The sequence below is a fragment of the Alteromonas ulvae genome (assembly GCF_048987005.1).
Lineage (GTDB): Bacteria > Pseudomonadota > Gammaproteobacteria > Enterobacterales > Alteromonadaceae > Alteromonas.
This window is the reverse complement of sequence record NZ_CP185261.1, coordinates 152758-173445: the sequence shown is the minus strand read 5'-3', so window position 1 is coordinate 173445 and position 20688 is coordinate 152758. Positions and strand designations below refer to the sequence as shown.

Here is a 20688-nt window from a genome sequence, read left to right as displayed (position 1 = left end):
TAAACTTTCGCTTCGTTCCGAGAAAGCACACAAGAACTTTTCAGTGCTCTCTCAACCCTGCCTTTGCTTTATATAACACATCAATCTTTTCGTGGCCGTATTACTTTTTACATCCAAGCTTACGCTTTGTTTACTATACGCATCGGGCTGCTCTTTATACAAAAACAGGCAAACCGCCAAGAAGTTAAAGTCGATATCGTTGTTTATAAGGGAATTAAGCAAAGTGAGCTGTTCCAGTAATATTTGCTCACTGGAAGATAATCCATTGGCTCGCCTGCTTTTCAGTATTTCGAAGTCTTCAGCAATCATGGCTTCTGTGTAACCAGCAGAGGTAAGCGCATAACCCAGAATCTGCTTTGCCGCTGAGGCAATGCTATTTATATTGTTTTCATTGCCTGTTGATTTTTGAGCCACATTATTTTCGCTGCATGCCATCATAAAAAGCACCGCAGGGTCGACTGCATTTAGCCGTATAGCGATATCTTCGATAGACCGATAAAACCGTGGATGGGAAATGTTGTCGATAAAGGCGTTAATAATAGCGCGGTAAACCACGTTGGCTCTCCATTTATCCTGCTTTTCTGTGCAACCGTTGATTTGCTGATGGTACGCATTTTCGCTGTTAGCGTGTAATTAAAATCTAGCAATACACTAAGAAATAAGTCAGTTAAGCTTGGCTTGGCACCTAAACACTTCGTGATTAAATTGAGCCATGTTAATCTTAACTTTCAACGGTTCACCACACATCAAGGAAGATTTATGAACAAACTAATTATCCTAATCACGATACTATTTATTTCATCGCCAGCTTTTTCAGCTTCTAACTTTGAGCCCTCTGAATACAGTTGTTCAGGTATCGAAAAGCGACTAGCAATATGCGCGATTTAGACAGATACCGTAGATACCAACGAGTTAAAAAGTAACTTGGCATTGGAATGAAAACGTTTCTGTTGCAATAGCTACCGGTATTGCAGGTTATGTAGGTGGTGATTACTACAACCACAGCGGACTGAGCCTACAGGAATGTTTAACGCCTATGATTAATATCAATAAACCTTGAGTTTTATACCGTATGACCGATGAAGAAATTATAAATAAAGCGATAGCTCAAGCTAAGGCGATGAAAAAAACTATTGCCAAAAACATGATTGATCATTTGCCAGAAGAAGAAAGTGCTGTATCGGTATTTATGGCTGGTTCACCGGGCGCCGGAAAAACTGAAACTGCTAAGAGTATGATTTCTCAGTTTAAGAAAGAGCACGGTGTAGAGGTTGTTCATATTGAAAATGATGAACTAAGGAAAGAGTTTGAAGATTACAAGGGGTTAAATTCGCCTCTTTTTCAGGATGCAGCAACTCGTTTAGTCGAGGCTATTCATGATCGGGCTTTGAAGAAAAAGGTAAGCTTTTTGCTTGATTCAACTCTATCTAGTTTTGAGAAAGCAAAGTCGAATATTGAACGCTCACTAAAAAAAGAGCGTTATGTTTTGATAATCTTTGTATATCAAGATCCTGAGCAGGCATGGTGTTTGGTAAAGGCACGTGAGATTGTTGAAGGCAGAAGGGTTCCACCTGAGGTTTTTGTTGATCAATTTCTTAAATCTCAAGCCGTTGTTAGTGAGCTCAAGAAAATATTTAAAGATCAAATAGATATTATTTTTATGGAGAAAAACCTTGATGGAACAAGAGAAAAACCATACTTTAATGTTAGCGATATTGACTCTTTGCTAGGCAAAAAGTACAATCGCGCATCGCTTGAAGCCATAGCTGGCATAGGTAATTCAACAAAATAAGGAGTACGACATGTTTGCTAAATCTCGTGAAAAAGTTAAGTCTACGCCTTTTTCTGAATTTGTAAGAAATAGTTCAGCTAGAGAGAAAAGAAAATTCTTCGATAAGGTTATAAAAGAAACCGTGGCGGTACAAAAAGCCATGATTGAAGAAGCTAAAGCTTGTAGATAATTAACAGATTTTATTACGAAAGCCGTTCAAATGAACGGCTTTTTTGATTTAAAAAAACAGAATTAAATCTAACTCTAGTTGCGTTGATTTTATCGACATCACCTTGGTTTTCCAAACTTAATGCATCTGCGTATTCCCCACGTAAATACAGCAAAACTATGGTGCCGTCGTTTCTTACATGCACCTGCGTAGGCTATTTAATAGCGGTAATAATAGGATATAGCTAAAAACCTCAAACGCTGTTTAACCACAAGAAAATGTTGGTAATTCTATGAAAAACGCTCATTTTATATTAGACATCCACTTGAAAAATGTTTCGTCTCCTTTAGTGAGAAGAGTGGTCTCAGTGCCGCAAAACATTACCCTGATAAAGCTCAGTAAAGTCATTAACGAAGCAATGGGTTGGTATGGCTACCATTTGCATATGTTTACGTTTGGCGATGAGCACTATGGAGAAGTTTTCGATTTTGATGATGATTATTTAATTGACCAACGCAGAAAGCAGCTTCACAAATTGCTGGGAAATAGCAAACGCTTTACCTATATTTATGACTTTGGTGATCATTGGGAGCATCAAATATTCGTTAAAAAATCAACTCAATTACCGCCACACCCGTTTTTCATCATATCAGCGGAAGGGGCATGTCCACCCGAAGATTGTGGTGGTGAACCAGGGTATGAAGAGCTGAAGCGTGTGATTGCCGACCCTGAAGATGAAGAGTACGAAGAAATGATTGAATGGTGTGGTGAAAACTTTGACCCTTATCATGCTGATACAAGCCGTATTCAAGAGCGGTTAAATTGCATCAAATAATTGATTCTACATTAAGCTGCACTGCGTAATTTAGCAAAGACGGCTTCAGGCCGTTTGTAACCCCGGCACATCCACGCTTTTGAAGAAAAAGCAGACTGTAATTGCCCAACACACTCAAACAAACGAGGCTGTTATCAAAAAAGGTCTGATATTTATCTCGCTGCTATGCACCTTTGCACTGGCTGGCGCTATTTGGTTTTTTCAAACTCAGCAGAACGAACCTAAGCCAAGTTATACCGAGCCATGGCGTAGTCGCGTGTGGAATAACGCATTGTGCAGCTTTTTTACGCTAAACAGCGATAAGCGAGATGTGGCAATACTGCATGAAGCATTAATTAACGCTCTGGTTGACAAAGAACCTGTTTTTGATGAAGAGACTGCTGCTAAAGAAAGTACCGCTAAGCCGACAAATATTACAGAGCAAGCTTGCGCTGCAGTTACTAGTTCATCTGCTAGTTCATCTGCTAACTTACCTTCTGGCTTACCTGCTAATTTGTCTTCTAGCCTATCGGGCCGGGAAAGCCGCTTGCTTGAAATGCTACAGGCGGTAACGGTGTTAGCTAGCCCGCCATCAAACACAATGAGTGCTGAGGTGCTAACGCTTACCTCTTTTATTGAACAGTATGGCCCACTTGCTCGTGCAGATATGCGCATTTATGAGGTAGATGTAGCTAACCAGCTTTTCGCCTACGAACTGCGCTTTGAAAATGCTCGCGCATACGTAATGTACAACTTTTCTTTCGATACCCACCCATTGCCATTACCCCTTGGGTTTATGGCGTCAACCAAAGTTACGCTGTATAGAACAGACAACCCTAAATTCAAGCGCTTTGTTACCAGCGGCCCGTTAAGTATTACCTATCACTCTGCTGTTGTGGTTATTGTCGATTGAGTTAAATTTAAACGTGCCAACGCAAAGGGTTTGTACAGTCTGTTATACTTGTTCACACGATAAGCATTTAGTTAAACGTAGCTAATTCGTTAAAACTTCTATGGGGAGTGCATGGTATTTAAAGCAGCAATATTTTCTTTTTTAGCGATAGTAAGCGTCGGGCTAGCCAGTGAAACACATATCAACGTTGAGCCTGCGCAGCAAACTAATGCAAATAAAACGCAGTGGCCTGAAACCCAACCCGTTTTACGCTTTGCAATAAATCATTTCCCGCCCTACTCTATTTTGTCCGAAGGCAAGCCCCCTGCTGGCACAAACGTAACGGCCATGAAACTCATTGCCGAACGGCTGAATATGCGTTTGAAATTTGTAGAATGCCCCTTTGCCCGCTGCATTGTTTTGCTTGAAAATGGGCTGGTAGACGTTTTTATTGGGTTAACCTATAGCGCCGAAAGAACCGAGTTTTTGCACTTTGTTGAACCGCCTGTTGCGCCAGGCAGTGTGCAAACCTTTTACGCTAGGCAAGGTTCAAACATTTCCATTGATGAATTTGCCGACCTTGATGGGCTAATTGTCGGCCTTTTACGTCACAGCTTATACTTCCCTGAATTTGACGAGGCCACTAGCTTTGCGAGAGTGGAAGCCAACACACACTTTCAGCTTATTAATTTGCTACTTAATAAACGTATTGATGCATTTGTAGGCTCTGAGCAACGATTTAACTATTTGCTGCACGAGCAGGGCCTGTCAGACAAAATTTCGCAACAACCCTTTCATGTTGCGGAGAACAGAAAAGTGTACCTTGCACTGTCGAGGCGCTCTGAACATGCGGCGCTAGCAGAATTATTCAGCGACGCGCTACGTGCTGTAAAAAGCAAAGGCGTATTTGATACGCCTTTTGATGTACACCATATTGAATAAACGCAGGGCCTGTTTCACTAACCTCCTCTTCACTCTACATTTTACTCTGCAATTTCAATACTAAACTCTGGCATTGTCTGAACTACTTTCTAAAAGATTAGTGCACATTCACAACGCTATTAATGATAATTCCTCAAAGCAACATCCTATACCTCATAAGGTATAAATTGACATGTATACCAGTAAGGGTATATTTAACCTTATATACCTTTTAGGGTATCGAGATTTCATACTCCCTCGAAAGTGAAGTCGAAGGTGATAATAGCGGAGAAAAATGGTGAAGCTCAATAATTCGAAAGAACTCGCAGATTACATAAAGCTGCATAGAAATAAGCTAAATCGAACGCAAACCGATGTGGCTGAACATGTTGGGTTAAAACAAAAGACTATCTCTGCGATTGAGAATTCTGCAGGAACCTCTCGAATTGACACTTTATTTAAAATTGCCCATGAGCTAGAGCTCTCTATTGAGCTTAAACCCAGACATGTAAGTGAAAATGATAAGAGTACGAAAGGTGGCTGGGATCAGGAATGGTAATATGGAATTGTTAGTAAGCCTTAATGGCACTGCAGTAGGTACATTGTCAAAAGATAAGAACGGTGGCCTACATTTTTCTTATGCAGAAGCGTGGATGCATCGTCAAGGCACACGCCCAATATCATTGTCATTACCCATTACTAAGCAAAAATATTCTGGCGATGTAGTGTATAACTTCTTCGACAATTTACTTCCCGATAACCCAAATATACGAAATAAGATACAGGCTAAGTTCAATGTCGGCTCTGGGCATGCTTTCGACCTTTTGGCCGCAATAGGTAAAGATTGTGTGGGTGCTATTCAACTATCTTCACAGCAACCAAAAGCGGTTAACCAACTCAACTATAACGTGTTGTCCACTCAAGATATTGAAAGGTTATTGCAAGGTTACAAACATTCGCCGCTTGGAATGGACATTGACGACGACTTTCGCATTTCAATTGCTGGTGCTCAGGAGAAAACCGCTTTACTTAAAGTGGGTAATGAGTGGGCTAAGCCCACTGGCTCAACACCTACAAGTCATATAATGAAGTTGCCAATGGGTGAATTACCTCAGGTAGGCATCGATCTAACTGATAGCTGTGAAAACGAGTTTATTTGCCTAGAGCTTGCAAGGGCCTTCGGGTTTAGCGTAGCTAATTCAGAAGTGCTCTACTTTAACGAGCAGAAGGTTTTAAGCGTTGAACGCTTCGATCGTAAATACGCTTCTGATAACTCATGGCTTATGCGTCTGCCTCAAGAGGATTTTTGTCAGGCTATGGGGCTCTCATCTGCTCAAAAGTACCAGTCGGATGGCGGCCCAGGGATATCTGATTGTTTAAATTTGCTGAGAGCATCTTCAAACGTGAAAGACAGATCTACCTTTTTTAAAACTCAGATTTTCTTTTGGTTAATCGCAGCCATCGACGGCCATGGCAAAAATTTTAGCGTATTTTTAGAGCCTGGAAACTCATACAAAATGACACCTCTTTATGATGTGCTTTCCGCCTTTCCAGTGATGTCTAAAAAAGCGCTACAACCACAGAAAATAAAAATGGCGATGTCGTTAAAAGGCAAAAATAACCACTGGAAGTGGAACGACATTCAGCCTCGTCATTTTATATCAACTGCTAGAAGCATTTCTTATCCCGTAGATAAAGCTGCGACACACTATGAATATTTTGTCGATAATGTTGAAACCGCTATTGCTATCGTAGAAGACAAAATTCCCGACAGTTTTCCAGCCTATGTGGCAGACGCCATATTTTCCGGATTAAGAAAGCAAGCAGCTAAAAAATTACGATAAATAACGAGGCTGCTTAACTCACTTGTTGCTCTTCACTCTACATTTTACTCATCAATTTCAATACTAAACTCTGGCATTGCCTGAATCACTTTTTTTACTGTACAGCTGTTGGCAGACGCCAAAAGTGGCTTTTTATATTTCTCTGGGAAATCGTCAGGCAAGGTTACTTTAATAGCAAATGCCTTTTTAAATTTATCTTCGGCATTGCTGCTATGGTCTTGGCTAATACTAATTCCGTCTGTGCTGATGTCTCTGGCTTCACAGAATTTGCGAATAAAAAACGCTGCGCATAACGGCATGCTAGCTAAGAAATAATCGAACGGCTCAGGGTAAGACTCATCGCCCCCTGCAGATACGCTTTGGTCACTGATGATTTGATGTTTGCCAAAACTGGCCTGTAGTTTTTGCCCTTCTAAAAGCGCGATATCTATTTTCATAACGGTAACCTTGTATTCAATTAAGCTAATAAACGATGTGTTGATCCTGAGAGGAGTTGTACGCGGAGTCAAGGTTATTGTGCGCTATGACGTTAACAATAGTGAAGCACCGTTTTTAAACGGCATTTATCAACACAATGCCGCGCAAATTAATGAACAACGTAGCGCATTAAAGTGGAGTTAAACAAAAACATTCAACTTTTTTCATTATGCACCTTCGTTTCATTACCAAAATACAGCTTTACGAGCTTACGCTTGCCCCTACTAATAGGCAACTTTGCGCCATTGGACATTTCGCACCACGCATCACTGCCTGAAATGCGCATTCTATCAACGTGATTTTTATGCACCCAATGAGAACGATGAATTAACACGCCTTCATCGTCGAGGGCATCCGCTATCAGTAGGCCTTGACTATACGTTCCGACACTATATCAACGAAAGTTTACAGGTGTATGGCGAAGCGCTTTTTGAGTACTACAGTAGTGAGGTAAGAGATAGCCCAATCGCGCGCAGCAATTATGAAACGGAAGTGGGCATAGGCTTGATCTATATTTTCTAATTAAAAAATCACCTCATTAGTTCACCATTACTGGTGAATATTTATGATGAAATTAATCTCTCACTTTAAATCACCACTAACGGTTAATAAACTTGTTATTCATTAATATCAATCTATGATCACTAGTGCTGAAGAATATTAATGTCAGCATTGGTGCATATTAGATGGCAAAAAAGTGACTTCCTCAAAAATGCCTCAGGCACAGTTTATAAATGAGGCGCATGTGCTGGGGCAACTCATTAAAGCAAAGCGCACGGCGATGGGTATGAAACTCGCTGATTGCGCCGCACTATGCAATGTGGGTATCAACACCTTATCTCGAATTGAAAATGGCAATAGCAATTGCACTCTAGCAGCCACATTTGCGGTGCTGCATGGACTAGGTATCAAGCTTGCCTCACCGTCGCTTTCGCCTAGTTTGATTGAAAAGCGAAGCCACTCTGATGTAAGTAACGACGAGTGGGTATAACAGCCATGCCTGAAGATAATATCAATCAGCCCTCAGCATACGCTTTGCTCATCTTTTTAGCAGAACAAAGAATTGGCACGTTAGCTTTGGATAAAAGCACCAACCTGCTCAAACTAGAATATGAGTCGAGTTGGCAGGAAACGGGCTACCCACTCTCTCCGGCGCTAACACTAGACAATGAGCAATGTTTTTTAGGCGCCGTTATTCAACAGCGCCTGCTAAGTACGCCCCTCACATGCCTGCTAGATTATGCAGCCTGCGATTTTCTGGCGCGGTTGGTTAGCCTTACCAACTCCATGCGCACGTCTTCGTGCTTAGCGCACACGTTTTCAAAGGGCACGTAGTAGTTTTTATCTTTCGAGCGAATATAAAAGCCGTCGGTGACTACGCCTGTCATGGTGGGCGCGTCGTCTTGCACACTGTGATGATGGGCTAAGATGAGCGCCATGGCGTCTTGATGGTCTTCGTTCATGTGCGCAATCATGCCGGTTTCTGCCTCAAAATCCCACGGGCTTGCTGGCGCGTTCCACTCTTCTTGTTCTAACCAGAATATTTTACCAAATCCGCCAATATAACGAACGCGCACAATATCCATTTGCCATATCTTAAAGTCGTGGGCTTGTTTGTAGGTTTCAGCCTCTGGGAAACGACGTACATATTGCTCAAGAGCCTGCTTTGCTCTGTCGCCTTGTATTGGCGTAGCATCACCTACCACCGTTACTCGGCCGTGGGCATTTTGATCGCCCTCTTCTGCCTGATGAAACACCGTTAGGCTCATTCGGCTGTCTTTTTCTAGGTTTTTGGCATGCTGGGCAATATCACTGATATAAAAATACAACTTACCTTCGCTACAGCTAATGAAGGGAGATACTGATCCGAACGGGTAACCACGTAGATTGTGGGAGATAGTTGAAATAACGCCCGTCTCACAAGCGCGCAGTAGTGCTTTGGCGTCAGTTAATGCTTGCGTTCTCATTAAGGAGCTCCTTGGGTTGAGAAAATATCATTGGAATATATAAGTCTGGATGAGGCTGTATATGCATTTGCGTGTTGTATACAGGCTCTAAAAATTCTGGCGTTAGTACGGTGTCTTTGGGGCCGTAATTAATCAGCTCTCCGCCACTTAATAGCATTACCTCATCGGCGTATAGCGATGCTAAGTTTAAATCGTGGATTGCCACAATAGCCGTATTACCCTGCGCAGTGAATTTGCGTACTAGCTGCATAAGATGGTGCTGAAAGTGTAAATCTAGCGCTGAAGTAGGCTCATCTAATAATAGTAGTTTGCTGTCGTTTTGCGATGCAAATGCGTCTAGTTGCGCAAAGCTTCTGGCTATATTCACCCGCTGTAACTCACCACCCGATAATTGCCCTGTGTGCCGGTTAACCAGTTTATGTAAGTTTAAGTGGTCTACAAATTCCGCTACGCGCTGCCGCTTTTGTTGCTCAGACTCAGCAATGGAAAAACGCCCCATGGCAATGAGCTCGGGCACACCTAGTTGAAAGTTAAGCGCGTTTTGTTGCGTCATTACGGCACGGGAGCGGGCCAACTCTTCGTCGGCCCACTGACGTATGTCGCGCCCTTTAACACTTAGCTGCCCTTGAAACGCTAAGTTACCGGCAATGGCGTGGATAAGCGTAGACTTACCCGCCCCATTTTCCCCCACCAGCACGATAAGTTTGCCTTCGGGTACTTGGCATGTGATGTTTTTCAGTACATTACGCTGGCCGCGCTTTACGGTTACGTTGTTCAATGAAAGTATGTTGGTCATGATAGCGGCTCTCTTTTAACCCTGTGGCATTAACTGGCGTCGCAGCATCCAGATGAAAACGGGCGCGCCAATAATGGCGGTAACAATGCCAATAGGTAACTCGGCAGGTACCACAATCACTCTGGCAATCCAGTCTGACGCCAGCAGTACCAAGGCACCTAATAGCATGCTCACCGGCATCATGTATTTAAGGTTAGCACCTACTAAAATACGAGACAGATGGGGAATAACCAACCCTAAGAAGCCTACTAACCCAGTAAGCGCAACGGCAGCACCCACACCTATAGCCACAAAAACCACAATCTGATTTTTTAAGCTTTTTATGTTTACGCCCATATATTTGGCTTCAGACTCGCCCAGTAACAGTAAACTCATCTGCTGTCTTTTACTCCATAGGCCAATTAGGCTAAGTAGCAGCAACGGCATTGCCTGGGTAAGCGAAGACCAGTTAGCCCCCGCGAGTGAGCCCATAGTCCAGTAGTTGATAAGCCTTAGTGAGCTGTCATCAGCGTAAAAGCTGAGTAACCCGATAAGCGCAAACCCGAGCGCGTTCATCGCCACCCCCACTAAAATAAGCGACGTCACTTGCACACCTTGGCTGCTTTGCGCAAAGTGATACACTAGTAGCGTGGCTAGTAAGGCGCCGATAAATGCAGCGTAAGGCAGCATTAACTCGGCTTTTATGCCAAAGGTTGCCTGTAAAAAAGGCCCAAGGGCAATCATACCTACCGCCATTACCGCTGCGCCTGAACTTACTCCTATTACGGAAGGGTCTGCCAGCGGGTTTCTGCACAGGGCCTGCGTAGCTGCCCCAGTTTGCGCCAATACTGCGCCTATCAGTAATCCAAGGCATAAACGCGGCAGACGTATTTCACTAATAATGTTGAGCTGAAGCGTGCTTATTGTTTGCCAACTGTCGGGAAACAGCCAAGCAACAGATAAACGTAAATCCCAGCCCGCCGGCCCAAAGCTTAACGACACCACGCTTGCCATAATCAGCATAGCCGACAGCCACGCTAGCCAAAACCACACTTTTTTCTGCTGGCTATCGAACCAGCTTTTATGCGAGGCCGGCAAGCGCGATGGCTGTGAAAAAGTAAGGCTACTCATCGCTCTTTCCATAAGCGCTTTTGCTATAACTGCTTTGGCTTAGTAGGTTCGTTTCGCGCCAATCTTTCACAGTAGCAATAGCCTGGGCAAGTCGAGGGGTCATGCCAAGGGATTGAAGCGAGTCCATTACCAGTAAGCGACATTCTTGCGCGGCTTTTAGCAAGCTAAGGTTAGGACTTTGGCAAAACTTGTCTTTACCGCCGGCGCTCATTACCACGTGATAAGGCGCCACTAAAAAGTCGGGCTGCTGCATTGCTAACGCTTCACTATTAATGCCTTTAAAACCGCTATGCTGTGCGGCAATATTCTCAATGCCCGCATAACTGAATATTAACTGCGGCACGGTTTCTGTACCTGCCGCAATTAACCCGCGGTCAGATGCCGAGAGTAAAAATACCGCTTTGGCAGTGCTGCTTGTCGCTTTACTTGGCAGTGAGGCGTGAAATTGTCTAATTAACTGCTCAGCTTCGGCGGTTTTGCCAAGGTCTTCGCCAAGCTGTTGAATTAGCGTAACAAGGCCCTCGGGGCTGGTAGGTTTATCGTAAATAGCCACCTCTACCCCAGTGCTTTTTATTTGCTGTATTACTTCATTACGGCCCACACCTTCAATGGCCAATATTTTATCAGGAGCAAAAGACAACACGCCCTCGGCAGCTAAGTCTCGATAGTAACCCACCATGGGCAGCTTATTTACCTCCTGCGGATATTGGCTTGACTGGTCAACAGCAATAACACTATCACCAGCATCAAGGGCAAACACAATTTCGGTAATAGTGCCCCCTGCCGTAATAAGTTTTTGTGAATTGTTAGCTTGCCCATGGGCAAGGCTTTGGCCGGTAAAGCAAAAAGCGAACAACGCGCTCACCACTAACACGGAGAAAGTGACTGAAAAAAGCTGTTGGAGTTTCATGGCAATCTGTTCCTAATGAAAGTTATAAACTTATGAGGCGTAACCAGGCCTTTGTTTTACCGAGTAAATTGCAACTCAGGTCTACTATTAAGGCCTAGCATTATTCCTCGCGTAACAACTTAAAATGCGTACGTGACATTAATGGCGGCATTCATGCCAGGCTGAGTAAGAAAATTGAGGTTATTCGCTTCACCAACTTCTAGGCCGCGTACCTCAGTACCGCTCCAGCTTTTGCGATCGAAAAGGTTGAATATGCCAACATTAATAGCAAGGTCTTCGTTCACATTGTAATTCGCCAGTAAATCGAACTGGGCATACCCAGGCGCCTCAAATAACCGTGGTTCGGCAGAATCTTGTGGTTGAATTTGTGAGTCGAAGCGCTGCACAAAGGTACCGATAAACTCAACAGACCAAACGTCGTTACTGTCTGTATAACCAATGCCTGCAACGGCTTGTGGCGGTAAAATAGATTCTACGTCTTGCCCTGTGGCTTCATCTTCGCTGTCTAGCCACGTAAGCGCACCGCGAAGTTCCCAGCCATTTAGGCCGTTAACAGACTCACCTAAAAACCATGTAAATTGAGCGTCTATACCTTCAATAACCACCGATTCGCGGTTTCTTGCCTGAAACTCAATGAGCTGCGTAGCGGGGTTAAAGCCTACAGTAGCTCTCGATTCAATAAAGTTGTCATAATTGTTGTGGTAGGCGCTTACGCTCCATTTCACCGCATCTAGGGTTTGTCTTATGCCTACCTCCCAGCTTTCTACACTCTCAGGCTTCAAATCAGGATTAGGGAGTGAGGTGTAGCCACCGGCAAAGTTGGTAAAACCAACGTTTAGGTCATCAAAAGGCGGAATGCGGAACCCTTCTGCGTACTGCAGCCAGACGTTGGTGTTTTCGCTTAGGTCGTACACTGCACCTAACTTAAATGATACTTGGGAATCGTCGAAAGGCACTGCAATCACGCCAGGGTTGGCGTTGGTGAACACATCATCTGGGTAAGGTGCTAGTTTAAATTCGTCGTAGCGTACGCCTGGGCTTAAGGTTAAATCGCCATTTAGCAGGGTTATTTCATCTTGAATGAAAAACGACAGTTCTCTGGCTTCAGAGATAGGAAAGTCTCGTGCGGGAAACACTGAAAACTCCGGCACCACAGTACCCGTTGCGGCTACAAATGTACTGCCCTCTCGTAACGATTCACTGTCGGTGTACTGCAGCTCACTTCCGTAAATAAGATAGTGCTTCGAATCACCTAAACTAAATTGCTTGTCGAACTGTAAAATTACACCTTCTACTGTTTGGCTGAATTCGCTATCGCGCGTTCTACCAAGCTGCACCGGCATGGGATCTTGTCTAGACACGGCGCCAAAACGTCCTTCACGGGTTGCTTGAGTATTTTGGGTATCTTGCCAGTAAACTCGGGTAAGCACTTTGTCGAACATGGCGGTGCTATCGCTATAGGTGTGATTAATTTGAAACCGCGTTCTATCGCGCTCATCAATACCTTGGCTTTCGGTAATGCGCACACCACGTACGAAGGTATCTACCTGAGATAACACGTTGGTTTGTGTATCGCCCGCTAAGTAATCAGCAAGAAACTCCACTCTGTGGGTATCGCTTGGTTTATAGATAAGTTTGAACTGAGCGCTGTCGGTGCTGTTGCTTTGCGGGTTAGCGGCATCGCGGTCTAACCCCGTGCCATTACCGCCGAAATAGTTTTCGGTTTCAGAACCGTCTCGTGTAGTGGCGTTTAATAACCATTCCCAGTCACCATTTCTTCCGAAAAGCTGAGCGTTGGCCATTCGTTCATTGGCCACCGATGCGTAACCTACTTTTACACGCCCGCCCATACTTTGATTATCGAGTAGCAGCTGGCTTGGATCTTTACTGATAAATGACACTACGCCGCCAATAGCATCGCTTCCGTAAAGCGTAGACGCTGGACCGCGAATAATTTCTACTCGGTCTATCATATCGACATCGATAAAATCCCGTCGTGCTGAGAGCCCAGGACCAAAACTAAACTCATCTGCAATAGGTGCGCCGTCTAACAACATAAGCACGCGATCGGCATTAATACCGCGAATATTAAAACCCGATAGGCCAAAGCGCCCGCCTCCCTCTACCACTACACCGGGCTCAAATCGCACTAGGTCACGAATATCAGTCGCCACCATTTTATCCATTTGCTCGGTGTCGATAACGGTTACACTTGAGGCAATTTCATCTATATCTGAATTAAAGCGCGAAGATGTAACGGTAATTTGTTCGAAGTCAGCCTCTTCTAGCGCATCGGCAAAAGAAAATGTACTGAAACCAGAAACGAGCAAAGCAAGTGCAACCTTTGAAAACTTCATGTGTATAAAACCCTACTATTAATACGGATGTTAATGCGAATAGTTGTTATTTAGATTAAGTTATCACGAAGTTTTTTAGGAAACAAATTTATTAATGGGCATTTTTAGTTGCCTATATACCAACGTCTAAAGGAGAAATGGGCAGTAAATAGAAAGGAGTATGGAAGTTTAAATACGGCTGATCAGCAGATTTTATAAGGGGAACAAGGCTAAAAAGCAATGAGAGATCTTTGCATCAACCCACTGAAAAATTGGGCTATTGGTAAATAAAATTTAATATGAATAAGGCTTAAGTTGATTCAACTTGTCAGACTCGATTAACAGAACAAAATAAAGCCTAAATCTCATGTGTACCAACGGAAAATGACATTTTAGAGAACTAAAAATAACGTCTTGTACACACTATTTAATTTGATATGATTATGACTATAGCAATATGACTATGGTCTCCATATATGGAACATGAAATATCAAAATCGAACTTTAAAGCTCATGCTCTCGAAATAATGAGAAATGTTGAGAAATCGGGTGAAGAGGTTGTGATTACTTCTCATGGCAAACCCACATTAGTCATGAAAAAATTTAGCAAAAAGAATGTTAGCCCACTAGAAAAGCTACGTGGCTCTGTTGTGACATATAGCTCTCCTACAGCTCCTGTATGCGAAGATGATTGGGAGCTTGCATAGTTGATAATCTTGGATACGCACATTCTAATCTGGTGGTGTGATGGCGATGACCGGCTTTCTGCTAAAGCAAAAGAACGTATTAACGTTGCATTAGAATCAGAGGAAGAAATAATGATTTCCTCTATATCGTCATGGGAAGTGGCTATGTTGGTATCAAAAAGTAGGCTTACTCTGACTATGGACGTTGATACTTGGATTCAAACAGTAAGCGAAATCGACAACGTCAGTTTCGTTCCCGTAGATAACAAAGTTGTCATTGAGTCAACTAGACTGCCTGATGAATTTCATAAAGATCCCGCCGACAGGATGATTGTGGCGCTAGCAAGAACCTTGTCAGCACCTTTGATTACGGCAGACGAAAAGATTTTGAATTATCCACATGTAAGGACTATTTTTTAGTATTTGCACCCCTTTTTTACCCTTAACAAATAAACCTTATCCAGCGCCTCGTTGACGGTAAGATTTTCATCGGCTCGCAGATATTGTTTAACCTCGCGAATCACCACGTTTCTGTTTTGATTGTACTGCTTTGCGAATACTTCACAGGGCTTCTCGATGGCATCTAATAGTTTGCGCGCTGCTAGTGAACGATGAAACGCCTCTATCGCATTGTCAAAGTTCTCACCATTTTCAAAGTATAATTCGCTTAATCGACCTTTTTTAATTTGGTAAGTGTGGCTTGCATATTCCAGTGCCAGTTTGAAGTTTTCAAAGGTTTCATCGAATACCTGATAGCGTTTATCTGGCGCTTTATCCACTCTGGTAATGCTGCCGTTTATTTCATAGTCGAAACCGTTAAAACGAAGTCGTGAAACGGTTTCTTTGCCCAAATTGATGCCTGCGCTTAAGCTAATTTGAAACGCCGTGTCCATTTCTTCTAATTCCTCTGGGCTCCACATGGTGTAAACCCTTACCGCTTTTTCGTATTTTTTAGCCAGTAGCTTTTTAAGCACATCGAAACGTTCGCCTAGCGTGCCGGTATTGTGCTTTTTTAATAAATCGACGCATTCGTTGCACGCAGGCACGGCAATAAACTCGGCTTCTCTGCTGCCATCGCGCCAGTCGTGTATAAAAGAAACTGGAGGAATGTAATCGGGAGTTGAAGCCTCGCAGCCACAGTAAAAGCACTTGTTAAAATCGACAGAATATACCGCCACCAGCGGTTCGTAGTACTTTGTGTAATCCATTGCGCTCTTATTTTGGTATGTTTAATTTAATTATCATCTGCTACCGTAACGGCACAATTCAGCCACATTCATTCTAATTTTGATCAGCTTTTCTCTAGGTCCCTTTGCATTAACGGCGAGCACCTTACTCACCATTGTGAGTGTGTTGTTACTTTGGCTATTCATTACTTATTTTACAAGGTCAAAACCATACCAAACTTACGCTACCGACACATTATTTTACAGCGTACTCGTCGGTGTATTAGCCGCTAGAATTGCGTTTGTTGTAGCCCTGTGGGAGGTCTATCAAACAGATTGGCTGTCGGTTCTCGACATAAGAGACGGTGGTTTTAAACAATCGGTAGGCTGGTTTACCGGTATGAGCATGATGCTTATTAGATGTAAAAAGCATAGCCCGTTACTGCCGGTTTTCGTGAGGTCCGCTCTGATAGCTGGGGCCATTGTGTTCCCGCTTTTTCTTATCAACACCATGGTTAGCGGTCAAAAGATCACCGAAAGTATTGAAGTGTCTAGCGCTCAAGGTACCCCAACCATTTTGGACTTGAAAACGGGTAAGCCTTTGATTATTAATTTTTGGGCATCGTGGTGCCCGCCTTGCCGCCGAGAGATGCCCCTGCTGCAGCGTGCTCAGCAAAATATCACCGATATAAAATTTGTTTTTGTCAATCAGGGAGAGTCGCCCAGCAAAGCTCAGCGCTTTTTACTTCAACAACATATTGAATTAAAAAATACGTATTACGACTTTGCTGGCAGTTCAGCCAAAAAACTGGGCGCGTTTGGACTTCCTACCACCCTGTTTTTTGATGCAGAGGGCAAAATGGTAAACAGCCATATGGGCGAGCTTTCAGAAGCCAACCTGCAATACTATATAAAGCCCCTAGTTACAGAGGTTAAAGAATAAGTTTTTATTGAGGTTAATGCTCTAACACTGGCGATACAAATCCGTCGGGCTTCAATGTCAGCACATCGCAGTCAACACTGAGCAGAATTTCTTCAGCGGTGTTGCCAATTAGTAACCCTGGAATACCTGTTCGGGCCACAGAACCAATTACCAGTAAATCAGATTGATGTTGTTTAAGTTGCTGGGGAATTAATTGCTCGGCGTGCCCTTGTATCAACACCTGTTTGATATGCTTGTGAAGGTACTTAGGCGCCAGACTTTCACGCATAAAATGCAGTAGCAAATTAAGTTCACCAGATTTAAAGCCTTTCTCATGCGCCGCCATATCCTTCGTCATCGTATCTGGATCGTCTGCGAATAAGCTAACAAACCCAGCATGAGGCGCATTATAAGCATTGAATAAAGTACATTGCGTTTCGTCGTTGTCAAAAAAGCGTACCACGGTACCCAGCATTTTTTTGTTCAACTCGTCGGCATGAGATGTCGGATCATCTATATCAAAGTCTACCGCCACAAAAATATTCTGTGGAAGTGTAGCCTCTTGTGAGCGTACTAAGAACACCGGAACAGGACATTTACGCAACAGGTGCATATCGTTACTCGTCATGGTAACTGCATGTTGAATCCAGCTCTTCTGTTCTGCGCGCTTGACTACTAATTGCGCATTAACGCGCTGCTGATACTGAATAATTTCTACAAATGGCTTACCAAAACGGACTTCACACGCGATATTGTCGTTAATATTATGCACTGTAGCCAGATGAGAAAGCTGCTCGAGTACCCGCGACTTGGCTCTATCTTGAATATGTTGTGCAGACTCTGACGAGTAGTGAAACCATCTGTCTGGTAATACACACAGAAATTTTAGCTGCAGATTTTCGGCTTGTGACAGCAGCTGGCTTTTTTGAATAAGCAAGGCTGTGGCATCATTCACCTCATCAAACACGCAGAGTACGCATGGTTCGGCTGAATTTGTCATCGTAGTTTCTCCTTGTTACCCGATATAATGATTTGTATTTGTCCAGCTGATTGCGTATGCGGTTGTATCACATAATCAAATCCTGCCGCCTTTAATCGCTCATCATCAAATTGTGAGTGCGCCACTGCAATTGTTTTGCCTTGATACCCAACCTGACTTAAATGCTGTAAAAGAGCGTGTCGTCCATCTTCGAACGATAAGCCCGTATGGTGCCAGGGAAAAGTACAAATTACCCATTGAGTTTGAGCAAGGGGTAATTCGCTAGTGAATTCTGCATCGGTGACATCGCCGTAAACCGCATTTAAGCCTTTGTCCTGCATAGCCAATACTTCGTCAGGATTTAAGTCAATCCCCATAACACTGCGGTTTTTATGCAGCTGCTCAAGAAGGTACCCACCTAATCGACCTAAACCAAAAATCACCGTTTCAGGACTGTTTGCTTCTAAGTTAGCTGAATCGATATGCGCCTGCTTTTTCATCAACCGCGACTCAATAGCAAGCAATACCGGTTCAAAAAAGCGATACAACTGGTGAGAGTAGGAAATCATATAGGTAGAGCACGCAATAGTTACAATACCCACTAGCGTAACTAACCCCATTACAGACGGCTGGATATGCCCAATGCTTACACCCATTGCGATGAAAATAAGCGAAAACTCACTAATTTGTGCAACCGTAAGACCGGCCAAGAACCCGGTTTTGGCACGATAGTTCATTTTTGTCATGATCAGTAACACAATAAGCGGGTTACCAATCAGTACAAATAAAGAAAACACGAGCGATGCAGTGAGGTTGGCGCCCAAATCTGACAGATGAAGCTGTGCACCAAGACCGATAAAGAAAAACAGCAGCAGGAAGTCGCGAAGTGGCGCCAGCCGTGTAGCGATAGTCTCGCGATATGGCGTAGACGCTAATGCGAAGCCAGCTAAAAGGCCACCTACTTCCATACCTAAACCGATAATTTTGCCGACAGAAGCCATTAACGTAGCAATCGCAATAGAGAAGATAAGAAGCAACTCAGGAATGCGCGCCATGGTTTTTGTTAGCGGGTTTGCTACATAACGAATAAAAATCGCTAACGCCACTATTAAGCCTATTAATGCATATAGGGAGTGCATTGGCGATAACATGCCTTTACTGCTAACGCCTGATTCACCTACTGCCATACTGGCTAATATAATCATTGCAAGCACAACAACTAGGTCTTGGACAATTAAAAATCCCAACGCTATTTTTCCATGAAGCGTGTCGACCTCACGCTTATCTGATAACAGCTTAACAATGATGATGGTTGATGAAAATGTGAGCGCAACACCCAGATACAAACTGCTGACGGAGTCAAATCCGAGCATCAGGCCAATACCATAGCCAATGGCAGAGGTGAAAAATACTTGACCCAACCCAGTTGCTAGCGACACGACGCCAATGTCTTTGATGAGCTTTAAATCAAGTTTAATACCCACTAGAAATAGCAGCAGCGCAATGCCCAATTCTGATAGCAAATTAATTTGCTCCTCGGAATGAACTAAGTCCATAGCAGTAGGACCAGAAAGTATACCTATTGCAATAAACGCAACAATCAATGGCTGGCGCAACAGTAGCCCCAACATGCCAATGCCTGCCGCTAAACACAGTAATATTGTGATTTCAAAAAACGAAGACTGAGCGATAAGTGTTTGCATAACATGTTAAACATGAATAAGACTTATTATCAGTTATAGCACCTTTATGTTGTATAAAAAAGAGGTTATTTCACTGACCATATCAAGTAGAAATACTATAAAATTTGATGCGGTATCGCCCTCAAAAGTCTCAATAACAGTACTTTTTGGTCACCTTAAGAGGTCGGACAAAACAAAAGCATATTCTAAATGTATATTTAATTTATATACTCCTGTAAGCTTGTTAGGATATCGATTGTGTTCATATGCATTAGTGCGCACACTTATATGCGAAATAATGCATTTAAATGACTTCTACAGTCAGTGACGAAATGCATAAGCTTGTTTTAAGTGCAGCAAATTAGGAGAAAAAATTTGGAAAACTGGACTATGACACCGTTCGAGCCGCTATCTGGCTTGGCTGGAGGCATTCTAATTGGGTTATCAGTTGTATTGCTTTTGCTCACGCTTGGTCGCATCGCAGGTATTTCGGGTATTTCTGCCGGCGCGCTAACCCAAAGAGGCACTGAACAATATTGGCGGCTGGCGTTTTTAGCTGGAATGTTAGTAGCTGCGGTATTTTATAACGCCTTTCTGGGTGGTTTTGCAGTACAAACTCAATTGGGATCTGGCTGGATGATAATAGCGGGGCTGCTAGTCGGTTTTGGCACTCGCCTTGGTAGCGGGTGTACTTCTGGTCACGGAGTAGCGGGTCTATCTCGATTATCGCCACGCTCGATAGTAGCCACACTCACGTTTATGGCGGCTGCCGCCGCTACCACAAATATTATAAGACACCTTTAATACAGCGGAGGAAATAGATTATGAAAGTACTTATCGCTTCGCTATTTAGCGGCCTACTTTTCGGTTTTGGGCTTGTTGTATCAGGAATGAGCAACCCTGCTCGCGTGCTTAATTTTCTTGATTTTAGCGCGAACTGGGATGCCACCTTAGCTTTTGTAATGGGCGGTGCCATTGTAGTGGCGGCCCCCGGCATCTATTGGGTACGCAAAAGAAGCAAACCTTTGTTTGCCAGCAAGTTCGACATTCCTACAAGCAAAACAATAGATAGTAAATTAGTGTTGGGATCTGCATGTTTTGGTATTGGCTGGGGAATGAGTGGCTTTTGTCCAGGCCCTGCCGTTGTTGCTATTGCATCTCTTCAGTCAGATGTTCTTTTATTTATTGGCGCTATGCTTGTTGGCATGCTGGCGCAGCATTGGTTGAAACCAACAGCGTAAGTAAA

26 protein-coding genes are annotated in these 20688 nt (G+C 43.4%); 15 read left to right on the top strand and 11 right to left on the bottom strand.

Going from position 1 to position 20688, the window contains the following annotated elements:
- Positions 1-51: 51 nt before the first annotated feature.
- Entirely contained in the window at positions 52-555 is a 504-nt protein-coding gene (locus ACOJR9_RS00780) for a hypothetical protein (RefSeq protein WP_420934544.1), read from the bottom strand.
- 517 nt (positions 556-1072) lie between these two features.
- Here ACOJR9_RS00780 and ACOJR9_RS00775 point away from each other — a divergent pair.
- From ACOJR9_RS00775 to ACOJR9_RS00745, 7 genes are all read left to right on the top strand, one after another.
- A complete protein-coding gene (locus tag ACOJR9_RS00775; RefSeq protein WP_420934543.1) occupies positions 1073-1792 on the top strand; it encodes a zeta toxin family protein in 720 nt (239 codons plus the stop codon).
- Positions 1793-1802: 10 nt separating this feature from the next.
- Positions 1803-1961 (top strand): hypothetical protein, encoded by a 159-nt coding sequence (locus ACOJR9_RS00770; protein ID WP_420934542.1) that lies wholly within the window; start codon positions 1803-1805, stop codon positions 1959-1961.
- A gap of 271 nt (positions 1962-2232) precedes the next feature.
- Entirely contained in the window at positions 2233-2775 is a 543-nt protein-coding gene (locus tag ACOJR9_RS00765; RefSeq protein WP_420934541.1) for a plasmid pRiA4b ORF-3 family protein, read from the top strand.
- Positions 2776-2854: 79 nt separating this feature from the next.
- Complete coding sequence (locus tag ACOJR9_RS00760; RefSeq protein WP_420934540.1) at positions 2855-3667, top strand: hypothetical protein; 813 nt, start codon at positions 2855-2857, stop codon at positions 3665-3667.
- A 111-nt stretch (positions 3668-3778) separates the two neighbouring features.
- The gene (locus ACOJR9_RS00755) at positions 3779-4588 is read left to right on the top strand and encodes a substrate-binding periplasmic protein (RefSeq protein ID WP_420934539.1); all 810 of its coding nucleotides are present in this window, start codon (positions 3779-3781) and stop codon (positions 4586-4588) included.
- Positions 4589-4862: 274 nt separating this feature from the next.
- Positions 4863-5126 carry a helix-turn-helix domain-containing protein gene (locus ACOJR9_RS00750; protein ID WP_420934538.1) on the top strand — a complete coding sequence of 88 codons (264 nt, stop codon included), beginning with the start codon at positions 4863-4865 and terminating at the stop codon, positions 5124-5126.
- Between the two features lies 1 nt (position 5127).
- Positions 5128-6411 carry a type II toxin-antitoxin system HipA family toxin gene (locus ACOJR9_RS00745; protein WP_420934537.1) on the top strand — a complete coding sequence of 428 codons (1284 nt, stop codon included), beginning with the start codon at positions 5128-5130 and terminating at the stop codon, positions 6409-6411.
- Between the two features lie 44 nt (positions 6412-6455).
- On the opposite strand, the gene ACOJR9_RS00740 is transcribed toward ACOJR9_RS00745, so the two are convergent.
- Positions 6456-6848 carry an OsmC family protein gene (locus ACOJR9_RS00740; RefSeq protein WP_420934536.1) on the bottom strand — a complete coding sequence of 131 codons (393 nt, stop codon included), beginning with the start codon at positions 6846-6848 and terminating at the stop codon, positions 6456-6458.
- Positions 6849-7042: 194 nt separating this feature from the next.
- Positions 7043-7198: a hypothetical protein gene (locus ACOJR9_RS00735; protein ID WP_420936013.1), complete on the bottom strand. Its 156-nt coding sequence runs from the start codon at positions 7196-7198 to the stop codon at positions 7043-7045.
- Positions 7199-7299: 101 nt separating this feature from the next.
- Here ACOJR9_RS00735 and ACOJR9_RS00730 point away from each other — a divergent pair, with 101 nt between their 5' ends.
- From ACOJR9_RS00730 to ACOJR9_RS00720, 3 genes are all read left to right on the top strand, one after another.
- The gene (locus ACOJR9_RS00730; RefSeq protein WP_420934535.1) at positions 7300-7410 is read left to right on the top strand and encodes a MipA/OmpV family protein; all 111 of its coding nucleotides are present in this window, start codon (positions 7300-7302) and stop codon (positions 7408-7410) included.
- 175 nt (positions 7411-7585) lie between these two features.
- Entirely contained in the window at positions 7586-7879 is a 294-nt protein-coding gene (locus ACOJR9_RS00725) for a helix-turn-helix domain-containing protein (RefSeq protein WP_420934534.1), read from the top strand.
- 5 nt (positions 7880-7884) lie between these two features.
- Positions 7885-8223 (top strand): HipA N-terminal domain-containing protein, encoded by a 339-nt coding sequence (locus ACOJR9_RS00720; protein ID WP_420936012.1) that lies wholly within the window; start codon positions 7885-7887, stop codon positions 8221-8223.
- On the opposite strand, the gene ACOJR9_RS00715 is transcribed toward ACOJR9_RS00720, so the two are convergent.
- From ACOJR9_RS00715 to ACOJR9_RS00695, 5 genes are all read right to left on the bottom strand, one after another.
- Entirely contained in the window at positions 8127-8855 is a 729-nt protein-coding gene (locus ACOJR9_RS00715) for a HugZ family protein (RefSeq protein ID WP_420934533.1), read from the bottom strand. The two genes, ACOJR9_RS00720 and ACOJR9_RS00715, sit on opposite strands and share 97 nt — an antisense overlap.
- The gene (locus ACOJR9_RS00710) at positions 8833-9651 is read right to left on the bottom strand and encodes a heme ABC transporter ATP-binding protein (protein WP_420934532.1); all 819 of its coding nucleotides are present in this window, start codon (positions 9649-9651) and stop codon (positions 8833-8835) included. The genes ACOJR9_RS00715 and ACOJR9_RS00710 overlap by 23 nt, the downstream gene beginning before the upstream one ends.
- 15 nt (positions 9652-9666) lie before the next feature.
- Positions 9667-10761 (bottom strand): FecCD family ABC transporter permease, encoded by a 1095-nt coding sequence (locus tag ACOJR9_RS00705; RefSeq protein ID WP_420934531.1) that lies wholly within the window; start codon positions 10759-10761, stop codon positions 9667-9669.
- Positions 10754-11671: a heme/hemin ABC transporter substrate-binding protein gene (locus tag ACOJR9_RS00700; protein WP_420934530.1), complete on the bottom strand. Its 918-nt coding sequence runs from the start codon at positions 11669-11671 to the stop codon at positions 10754-10756. The genes ACOJR9_RS00705 and ACOJR9_RS00700 overlap by 8 nt, the downstream gene beginning before the upstream one ends.
- Before the next feature lie 119 nt (positions 11672-11790).
- Positions 11791-14028 (bottom strand): TonB-dependent hemoglobin/transferrin/lactoferrin family receptor, encoded by a 2238-nt coding sequence (locus ACOJR9_RS00695; RefSeq protein ID WP_420934529.1) that lies wholly within the window; start codon positions 14026-14028, stop codon positions 11791-11793.
- A gap of 455 nt (positions 14029-14483) precedes the next feature.
- On the opposite strand from ACOJR9_RS00695, the gene ACOJR9_RS00690 reads away from it, so the two are divergent.
- Together ACOJR9_RS00690 and ACOJR9_RS00685 are read left to right on the top strand one after the other, a co-directional pair.
- The gene (locus tag ACOJR9_RS00690) at positions 14484-14714 is read left to right on the top strand and encodes a type II toxin-antitoxin system Phd/YefM family antitoxin (RefSeq protein ID WP_420934528.1); all 231 of its coding nucleotides are present in this window, start codon (positions 14484-14486) and stop codon (positions 14712-14714) included.
- A 9-nt stretch (positions 14715-14723) separates the two neighbouring features.
- On the top strand, positions 14724-15113 hold the full coding sequence (locus ACOJR9_RS00685) for a type II toxin-antitoxin system VapC family toxin (protein ID WP_420934527.1): 390 nt from the start codon (positions 14724-14726) through the stop codon (positions 15111-15113).
- On the opposite strand, the gene ACOJR9_RS00680 is transcribed toward ACOJR9_RS00685, so the two are convergent.
- Positions 15110-15901 (bottom strand): hypothetical protein, encoded by a 792-nt coding sequence (locus ACOJR9_RS00680; RefSeq protein WP_420934526.1) that lies wholly within the window; start codon positions 15899-15901, stop codon positions 15110-15112. The two genes, ACOJR9_RS00685 and ACOJR9_RS00680, sit on opposite strands and share 4 nt — an antisense overlap.
- Positions 15902-15980: 79 nt before the next feature.
- On the opposite strand from ACOJR9_RS00680, the gene ACOJR9_RS00675 reads away from it, so the two are divergent.
- Complete coding sequence (locus ACOJR9_RS00675; RefSeq protein ID WP_420934525.1) at positions 15981-16802, top strand: prolipoprotein diacylglyceryl transferase family protein; 822 nt, start codon at positions 15981-15983, stop codon at positions 16800-16802.
- A gap of 13 nt (positions 16803-16815) precedes the next feature.
- On the opposite strand, the gene ACOJR9_RS00670 is transcribed toward ACOJR9_RS00675, so the two are convergent.
- Both ACOJR9_RS00670 and ACOJR9_RS00665 read right to left on the bottom strand, forming a co-directional pair.
- Positions 16816-17781: a universal stress protein gene (locus ACOJR9_RS00670; protein WP_420934524.1), complete on the bottom strand. Its 966-nt coding sequence runs from the start codon at positions 17779-17781 to the stop codon at positions 16816-16818.
- Positions 17778-19463 carry a cation:proton antiporter gene (locus ACOJR9_RS00665; RefSeq protein ID WP_420934523.1) on the bottom strand — a complete coding sequence of 562 codons (1686 nt, stop codon included), beginning with the start codon at positions 19461-19463 and terminating at the stop codon, positions 17778-17780. Before ACOJR9_RS00665 ends, ACOJR9_RS00670 begins: the two co-directional genes overlap by 4 nt.
- Before the next feature lie 354 nt (positions 19464-19817).
- On the opposite strand from ACOJR9_RS00665, the gene ACOJR9_RS00660 reads away from it, so the two are divergent.
- Entirely contained in the window at positions 19818-20246 is a 429-nt protein-coding gene (locus tag ACOJR9_RS00660; RefSeq protein WP_420934522.1) for a YeeE/YedE family protein, read from the top strand.
- A gap of 20 nt (positions 20247-20266) precedes the next feature.
- Entirely contained in the window at positions 20267-20683 is a 417-nt protein-coding gene (locus tag ACOJR9_RS00655) for a DUF6691 family protein (RefSeq protein WP_420934521.1), read from the top strand.
- Positions 20684-20688: the final 5 nt, after the last annotated feature.